This window comes from Alcaligenes sp. EGD-AK7 (assembly GCF_000465875.3).
GTDB lineage: Bacteria > Pseudomonadota > Gammaproteobacteria > Burkholderiales > Burkholderiaceae_B > Alcaligenes > Alcaligenes phenolicus.
The window spans coordinates 260092-267865 of record NZ_AVOG02000067.1 but is presented as its reverse complement, the minus strand read 5'-3'; the positions used below and the strand labels follow the sequence as shown (position 1 = coordinate 267865).

The following is a 7774-nucleotide window of genomic DNA, read 5'->3' as shown; positions in this document are numbered from 1 at the left end:
CATCAGGTAGTGTGTCAAGCGTTTTCTTGAAGAAGTTAGAAAGTTTTAAAACCGTCCAACTTATCCCGCTTAAACCAGAACTTTCGTTCCTTTCTACCTGCTGAACAATTAACCGTGAGGCTAACCATCCAACTTCACAAACAAGGGTAAATTTTCAAAACCGTTTCAACCTGCAAAACCGCTTAAAAACTTAACGCTGCGTTCTCTGGAGCAGAACCTAGAACTTTAACACAGAATTTTCTGATTTGTCAAGCTCCGGGTTTTACACCCTGTCAGTTTCCTGACCAGTCATTCAAGCTTCGGTGCGGGCCTCTTGGCCAAGGCGGTGAATCTTGTCTAACTGCTCTCTGTAGCGCTTCAGGGAAAACCCTGTGTGTGCTGCAGCGAGAAAAGAACTATAGCACGAGGATTTTCCGCTTTGCAAGAGTTTCATGGGATTTTTCTTGGCATTTAAGAAGCAGAAACCCTTCAAAAACACTTAGACCATTGATAACAATAAGGAATAACTATAAAAATAATTTTTAGCTTATTTCGACTTTTTGCCTTCAGGCAGGAGGCTTCAAGCTTCTTCAGAGCAAAACACGAACAGAAAGCTATTTTCCTCACGGAAATTCGTTAAATCATCTCCCCCATTCTCTGACAACTCCTCCCTCTATCCTCTTCTATATAGATAGAAGAAAAACTCCCTCCAAAGAACAGTCGCCAGTCGATGGGTTGGTTGGTTGGTTGGTTGGTTGCTGGATGGATAGATGGCGGACAAAAGAACGGCCACACGAACACTGCATCGGCCCTGTGCCTTCAACCAACAGTGTCTATATAGAGATAGATAACGAGTTGAATGGCCTCCAAGATCGAGCATTATGCAGGGCTGCTAGCCACCCGGTCCCGGGGCCTCGAGTGGCGACCTACATAAAGCAACTGGAACCATAAACGCCTCCAAGCAGTCCCCCAAACAAAGACAAGCGAAGCATTCATCCTCCCTAAACTCTCTATATAGTCATAAAGGCATAGCAGCCTCACCGACTTGGCCCTACACTAGCCCGGAACAGATATTCCTGAGCGAAATTACTATGCATGAAGACATCCTGATTAACGTCACTCCGTTTGAAACCCGTGTTGCCCTGGTCGAGCAAGGTGCTGTCCAGGAAATTCATATCGAGCGCAGCATCCAACGCGGTTATGTGGGGAACGTCTATCTGGGAAAGGTGGCACGGGTTTTGCCCGGCATGCAAAGTGCCTTCATTGATATTGGCCTGGAACGCGCGGCGTTTATCCATGTCGCGGACTTACGCCAGAATCGCACCGAGCGTAATCAGGGTAGTCCCACCACGCCGATTGAAAAGCTCTTGTACGAAGGTCAGTCTCTATTAGTACAAGTCATCAAGGATCCTTTGGGTACCAAGGGTGCTCGTGTATCAACACAAATCAGTATTGCGGGCCGCATGTTGGTGTATCTGCCTTTTGATCCTCATATTGGCGTATCGCAACGGATTGGTTCGGATGCAGACCGGATCGAGCTGCGCGAGCGTGTCAGTCGTCTTATGCCCAAGGATGAGAAAGGCGGTTTCATCGTACGGACTCAGGCCGAATGCGCGACGGATGAAGAGATCAGTGCAGACCAGCAGTATCTGCGTACTTTGTGGACACGTATTCAGGAACGTATCCGCGAGCAAGGCGCCCCCTCTGTGCTTTATACGGACTTGAGCCTGGCGCAACGTGTTTTACGCGATATGGTGACGCCCAACACCCAATCCATCATCGTGGACTCACGCACCGTCGTGCAGGAGATGAAGGAGTGGGCACAGATTTACACGCCCTCGGTGCTTGAGCGCATCAGTCACCACAAAGGCAGTCGCGCTCTGTTTGATACAGCCCATGTGGATGAAGAAATCAATCGCGCCCTGTCGCGTCGGGTAGATTTGAAGTCCGGCGGCTATTTGATTATCGATCAGACCGAAGCACTCACTACGGTGGATGTGAATACCGGCGGTTTCGTCGGTGGTCGCAACTTTGACGACACGATCTTCAAAACAAACCTGGAAGCAGCGATTGCCCTGGCCCGCCAGCTGCGTCTGCGCAATCTGGGTGGCATCATCATCCTGGACTTTATTGATATGGACGACCCTGCTCACCGGGAGTCTGTCTTGCAGGAGCTGCAAAAAGCGCTGGCCAAAGACCGCACTCGCGTGACGATCAATGGCTTTAGTCAATTAGGCCTGGTGGAAATGACGCGCAAACGTACGCGTGACTCTTTGGCGCACCAACTATGCGAGCCCTGCCCCACCTGCCAATCGCGAGGTTCCGTCCGTACGGCCCGCACCGTCTGCTATGAAATCTTGCGCGAAGTCCTGCGCGAAGCCAAACAATTCAATCCCAAGGAATTTCGTATTTTGGCGGCCCAGGAGGTCGTGGACCTGTTTCTGGAAGAAGAAAGCCAGCACTTGGCCGTGGCGGGCGACTTTATTGGCAAGCCCATTTCCCTGGAGGTAGATCCACACTACTCCCAGGAACAGTACGACATTATTTTGCTGTAATTGGTCAGCATTGGGGTTGGCTGGGTAGCCAATCCCCTGCATTAGCTCTTGTACGGCAAGGTCTGCGGCCTGCTCGGACACGCTCCTACACACGCAAAGCTCAGACACAGATACAAGCAAACCAGCAAACATCTTCTGGCACGCGGCAACTAGCAGCAGAAAAACACGCCCCGGCTTATTCGCTGATCTGATGGCGGATGATATGAAAGCCCTCTGACTCCTGAGGTGCCACAAAGTAAGAGCTGAACAAATCAAACTGCGCTTCGGTCGTCTCAAAGGGATGCTCACCACTGGCATTACGGGCATGCAAACGTGCCTTGCACAGTTTGTCAGCCACATCCAGATAATGCAGTTCATGAGCCACAGCCGATTTTTCAATCAGCTCCCGCGCCCAAGCGCGTGTTGCCAGGGTATTGGACGGAAAATCCAGCACTACAGACACTCCGGCCCGCAACAAAGCAGCAATATGCGGTGCCATGGCCGCCCGCAACTGCGCTGAACAGCGCGCGTAATCTTCCAAAGACGCAATTTGACCGGGGTATACGTTAGCCAGCCAAACGTCTTCGCTGATTAGTACGGTCTTGGGCTGCTCGGACAGCTTTTTAGCAAGGGTGGATTTACCCGCCGCAATCTTGCCGCAAATCAGATAAAGCATCGCTGCTGTCGAGGCTGTCTGTCTGACTGGGGGTGTAGAGGCAAGATCCATAATCATCTCTGTTCATTGAGAGGGACTGAAAACAATAAACCCGCCTGAAAAAGCGGGTCACGAGCAGGACAGACTTGTCCTGCGATCAGGGCGCCTCATGTGCTGAGCGAGTTGCCCAGCACAAAGCTTGGACACTTACAGCGGCGCAACCGGTACAAAATCATCCTCGGGCAGCACTTCTTTTGGTGCATCGTCCGGGTTGCACACACCTGGAGCACGAATTGAAGTGAAGATCTCCTGAATCTCTCGCTTCACATCAGCGCGGTAAGCGTAAACCTTTGCGTCTACCCAACCCTTTTGCATCATGGTCAGATCGATCAGGATACTTTTATCCCAGCCCGCCCCCGGTTCCAGTTCGTAGCGCAAAGTGCCGTAGCTGGCCTGACGCTCATCCATTTTGAAAACCGCTGCTTTGCCACACTCGGCCTGATGCTTGAACAAGGCACGCTGAATACCCACAAAGTCCGTATTGATGCGGCGCTCCGTCTTGAAATAGCTGGGACGACGCAAATCCTGTTCTCGCAGTTCCGCACCCTGCTTGGCACACCCTGCCAACACAGCCAGCCCGGCCAGCGCAAGAATGATTTTCTTCATGATGTTCCTTATCGTGCAGCCCCAGGCTGCTTATTCGTTGAACTGAAACTGCATTTGGTAGAAACCGGCGTACACACCGTTGCGGGCCAGCAATTCGTCGTGACGGCCCTGCTCAATAATCCGCCCTTCGTCCAGCACCAGGATTTGATCCGCATTTTGTACGGTAGACAGACGATGCGCAATCACCAAGGTACTGCGGCCCTTCATCAAGGTCTCCAGCGACATCTGAACCTGACGCTCGGACTCATTATCCAGAGCCGAGGTGGCCTCATCCAGAATCAGAATGGGAGCATTTTTAATCAAGGCACGGGCGATGGCCAGACGCTGACGCTGGCCACCAGACAGGGAATTGGCATTCTCGCCCACCATCGTATCCAGACCTTGTGGCAAGCCTTCCACGAACTCGCGCAGATTGGCTGCCTCCAGCGCTTCCCAGATACGCTCCGGCGTAACATCGGCTCCCGCACCATAGGCCACGTTTTGACCAATCGTCGCCTCAAACAGCACCACATCCTGGCTAACCAAAGAAATCTGGCTACGCAAGCTACGCAAGGTCAGCTCTTCCGAGGGAATGCCGTCTACCCGCACTTGCCCACTGCTAGGAATCAAGAAACGCGGCAACATATTGGCCAGTGTGGTCTTGCCACTACCGGAACGACCAACCAGGGCAATAGTCTGGCCGGGCTGCACCGCAAAACTGACCTCGGACAAGGTATCGCGATGCGCGTTGGGGAAACGATGTGACACCGAGTCGAACTCGATATGCCCATGCACAGGCTGCGTGAACTCTCGAGTCCCGGTATCGGGCTCAGGGTCCTGGTCAACCAGCTTGAAGACACTTTCTGCCGCCACCAGCATGCGCTGCATCGTGCCGGTGATATTGGTCAAACGCTTGATAGGATCAAAAATCTGTCCCAGGGCAGCCATGAAAGCGGCAAAGCTACCGATAGTCAGCGTGCCGGTATTGGCCTGGTAAAGAGCGACAAAAATCACTCCGGCCACGGCAATCGACACAAACAGCTGTGTAATAGGCGACAGAGCGGCATCCGCAGAAGCTGCACGCATGGCGAAGCGGCGCAGGCGCGCATTCACATACATGAAACGGGTGTTTTCACGCTCGTAGCCATCAAACAGCTTGATGACACGTTGGGCATCAATAGCTTCACTGACCACACGAGTCAGCTCGGCATTCATGTTCACGGTATCGCGGTTAATGCGGCGCAGGCGACGCGACACCAGTTTGGCCACAAAGACCGAGGCGGGCATGACCAGAAACACGATCACGGTCAATTGCCAGGACATGTAAAGCAGAACGCCCAACAAGGCGATCACGGTCAAGGTTTCACGCACTACGACGGTGACCACCTCGGTGGCCACGCCAGTCATGGTGCCGGCATCAATCGTGAAGCGGTTCAGCAAACGGCCAGTATCCCCTTGCTTGAACTCCGAATCGGACAATCCCAGCAAGCGGGAGAACATGTCACCACGTAAAGTCAGCAACATTTTGTTGGCGATCCAGGCAAACAAATAAGAACTGCCGTAGCTGGTCACGCCGCGCACAAACATCAGCCCGATCACCGCCAGCGGGATGGACCACATATAGTCCGGATTGGCACCCGTAAAGCCATCATCCAGCAAAGGCTTCATGATCACCGCCAGCACTGGCTGGGTAGCTGAGGAGATGCTGACCAGGATCAGCGCCAGCACCGCCACCTTCCAATAAGGCAGCAAACGGCTATAAATGCGCTTCCAGAGATCGGATTTGACAGGATCGTGCCCAGCAGGCTTGATTTTGGTTTCTATGGCGTTGGACAACGAGGACACCCTATATACTATCTAATTGTGTTTATTCTAACGCTCATTGCCTGAGTCGAGCGCCTCCGCACTTGTTGGTTCTGCCTAGTTGTCCTGTTCATGTCTGATCCCTCTGCCCTTTATTTACGATTGCCTAATTGGCTAGGCGATGTATGCATGAGCCTGCCGTGTTTACAGGCTCTGCTGGATACCGGTTTGCCCGTCGTGGTTTGCGCCCGTCCCTGGGCCCGCGAACTGCTGTCGGCTTACCCCTTGCATGGCTTCATCCCCATGAGCAGCCACTGGCACCAGGATGCCAAGGCCATACGCCGTTATCGTCGCCAGCACGGCCATCGCCAAGCGTATGGCCTGCTGCTGCCCGATTCGCTGAGCAGTGCCCTCAGCTTCAAACTGGCAGGTCTGCCAGCCTGCGGTTACCGGGACGATGGCCGTAGCCTTTTATTACGATGGCCGTTAAATAAGCCGCAAAAGCAGTTGCATGCGGTGCAATCCTGGTTCTATATTGTTCAGCAGGCTTTGGCGCTGTGGAAATTGAACCCGGCGCCTGAACAAGCCCCAGCCACCCTGGATTTGACGCTCAGCCCCCTGCAACGGCAAGAAGGCGACAACAGTCTACGCCAAGCCGCCCTGCGCCCCGGTGACTATATTCTGATCGCCCCTACCGCAACGGGACTGCACAAAGGCCGCGTCAAAGTCTGGCCGTATTTCGACCAACTGACCCGCCATCTGCAAGCCCAAGGCAAAACCGTCATTATGTGCCCCCCGCCGAACGAGCATGAGGCTGCCCTGCAAAATGCGCCCAGCGCACGTTGCCTGCCGCCCCTGCCTTTAGGAGCGTTTGCGCGGCTTTGCCAACAGGCGCAGTGGGTTATTTGCAATGACTCTGGCGTCTCCCATGTCGCGGCAGCCATCAAGGCCCAGCAGCTGACCTTATGTGGCGTCACCAACCCTGAAGACACCGGTCCCTGGTCGCCACGGGCGATTTGCCTGGGGCGCGATGGCCAATGGCCAACGCTGGACGAGGTGGCGCAAGTGCTGGAGTCAGAGCGGGAGCACCCATGAATGTATCGAGCATCCTGACCAGCCTGGTCATTCCGCTGAATTTGTTTGCCGCCCTACTACTTGTGGCGGTGCTGCTCTTTATCTTGCGCCTGCGCAAAACCGCCGCCGCTCTGGCCTTGGCCGGACTGCTCTGGACCGGCGCCTGGTCCCTGCCTGCCACCAGTCTGTATGCGGGCGGTTATCTGGAAAAAATGTATCCCTATCAGCCGGCTGAGCAGGTAACGCAAGCCGATGCCATTGTGGTTCTGGGCGGCCACACCGCTCAAAACCGCAGCAATTGGTTCTTGCCCCAAACAGCACAGAAAACATCGGCGCGGGTAGAACGAGCGGCCGATCTGTATAAAGCGGGCCGTGCACCTTACATTGTCTTGTCCGGAGCCGCGCTGGACGGCGGCATCAGTGAAGCCAAGGTCATGGCCAACACCCTGACTAATCTGGATGTGCCCGCCTCGGCCACACTGATGGAAAACGAAAGCCTGACCACCCAGCAAAATGGTGCATACACCGCCCAGCTACTGCAAGAAAAGCAGGCCAAGAAAGTCTTGTTGGTAACCTCTGCCCTGCACATGCCACGCGCCATGGCAATTTTCCGCAAGCAAGGGGTCGATGTCATTGCGGCTGGTGCCGCTCCACAGCTAACGGTTCCGAACAGCCCCGAGTTTTCCATGTGGAAACCCAATCTGATGGCCCTGCAATCCAGCCGCTCCATCATCAAGGAATATGTCGGGATTCTGGTGTACTGGTCCCGAGGCTGGGCATGATTTGCCGTTCTGAATGTGGGGCCTGCTGTATCGCCCCCTCTATCTCCAGTCCTATCCCCGGCATGCCCCACGGCAAGCCTGCGGGTGTGCCTTGCATTCAGCTGGACGAACAGCTACGTTGTCGGATTTTTGGCCAACCCGAACGCCCTGCCTGTTGCTCGGGCTTGCAAGCCTCGCCGGAAATGTGTGGAGAAAAGCGGGAAGATGCCTTGATCTGGCTAACGGAGCTGGAAACACTCACGGCTCCGTCCCTCAACAACTAGGCATAAAAAAAAGCGTTCTGAAATACACTCAGAACGCTT

7 protein-coding genes are annotated in these 7774 nt (G+C 54.2%); 4 read left to right on the top strand and 3 right to left on the bottom strand.

Annotation, left to right across the window (positions count from 1 at the left end):
* Positions 1–1070: 1070 nt before the first annotated feature.
* On the top strand, positions 1071–2534 hold the full coding sequence (gene rng, locus N879_RS18165) for a ribonuclease G (RefSeq protein WP_009461688.1): 1464 nt from the start codon (positions 1071–1073) through the stop codon (positions 2532–2534).
* A gap of 175 nt (positions 2535–2709) precedes the next feature.
* Here the strand turns inward: rng and N879_RS18160 are convergent, their stop codons facing one another.
* The 3 genes from N879_RS18160 to msbA form a co-directional block, all read right to left on the bottom strand.
* Positions 2710–3189, bottom strand: a complete 480-nt coding sequence (locus N879_RS18160) for an AAA family ATPase (protein ID WP_022983577.1) — start codon at positions 3187–3189, stop codon at positions 2710–2712.
* A gap of 186 nt (positions 3190–3375) precedes the next feature.
* Complete coding sequence (locus N879_RS18155) at positions 3376–3834, bottom strand: hypothetical protein (protein ID WP_009461686.1); 459 nt, start codon at positions 3832–3834, stop codon at positions 3376–3378.
* Between the two features lie 30 nt (positions 3835–3864).
* On the bottom strand, positions 3865–5658 hold the full coding sequence (msbA, locus tag N879_RS18150; protein ID WP_009461684.1) for a lipid A export permease/ATP-binding protein MsbA: 1794 nt from the start codon (positions 5656–5658) through the stop codon (positions 3865–3867).
* A gap of 147 nt (positions 5659–5805) precedes the next feature.
* On the opposite strand from msbA, the gene N879_RS18145 reads away from it, so the two are divergent.
* The 3 genes from N879_RS18145 to N879_RS20515 are packed head-to-tail and all read left to right on the top strand — an operon-like array spanning position 5806 to position 7735.
* Positions 5806–6711 (top strand): glycosyltransferase family 9 protein, encoded by a 906-nt coding sequence (locus N879_RS18145; RefSeq protein WP_009461682.1) that lies wholly within the window; start codon positions 5806–5808, stop codon positions 6709–6711.
* The gene (locus N879_RS18140) at positions 6708–7472 is read left to right on the top strand and encodes a YdcF family protein (protein ID WP_009461680.1); all 765 of its coding nucleotides are present in this window, start codon (positions 6708–6710) and stop codon (positions 7470–7472) included. The genes N879_RS18145 and N879_RS18140 overlap by 4 nt, the downstream gene beginning before the upstream one ends.
* Positions 7469–7735 carry a zinc/iron-chelating domain-containing protein gene (locus N879_RS20515; protein ID WP_009461678.1) on the top strand — a complete coding sequence of 89 codons (267 nt, stop codon included), beginning with the start codon at positions 7469–7471 and terminating at the stop codon, positions 7733–7735. The genes N879_RS18140 and N879_RS20515 overlap by 4 nt, the downstream gene beginning before the upstream one ends.
* Positions 7736–7774: the final 39 nt, after the last annotated feature.

Excerpts from the sequence above, each read along its gene's own strand:
- rng (WP_009461688.1), top strand. The coding sequence starts at position 1,071 with ATGCATGAAGACATCCTGATTAACGTCACTCCGTTTGAAACCCGTGTT.
- N879_RS18160 (WP_022983577.1), bottom strand. The coding sequence starts at position 3,189 with ATGCTTTATCTGATTTGCGGCAAGATTGCGGCGGGTAAATCCACCCTT.
- N879_RS18155 (WP_009461686.1), bottom strand. The coding sequence starts at position 3,834 with ATGAAGAAAATCATTCTTGCGCTGGCCGGGCTGGCTGTGTTGGCAGGG.
- N879_RS18145 (WP_009461682.1), top strand. The coding sequence starts at position 5,806 with ATGAGCCTGCCGTGTTTACAGGCTCTGCTGGATACCGGTTTGCCCGTC.
- N879_RS18140 (WP_009461680.1), top strand. The coding sequence starts at position 6,708 with ATGAATGTATCGAGCATCCTGACCAGCCTGGTCATTCCGCTGAATTTG.
- N879_RS20515 (WP_009461678.1), top strand. The coding sequence starts at position 7,469 with ATGATTTGCCGTTCTGAATGTGGGGCCTGCTGTATCGCCCCCTCTATC.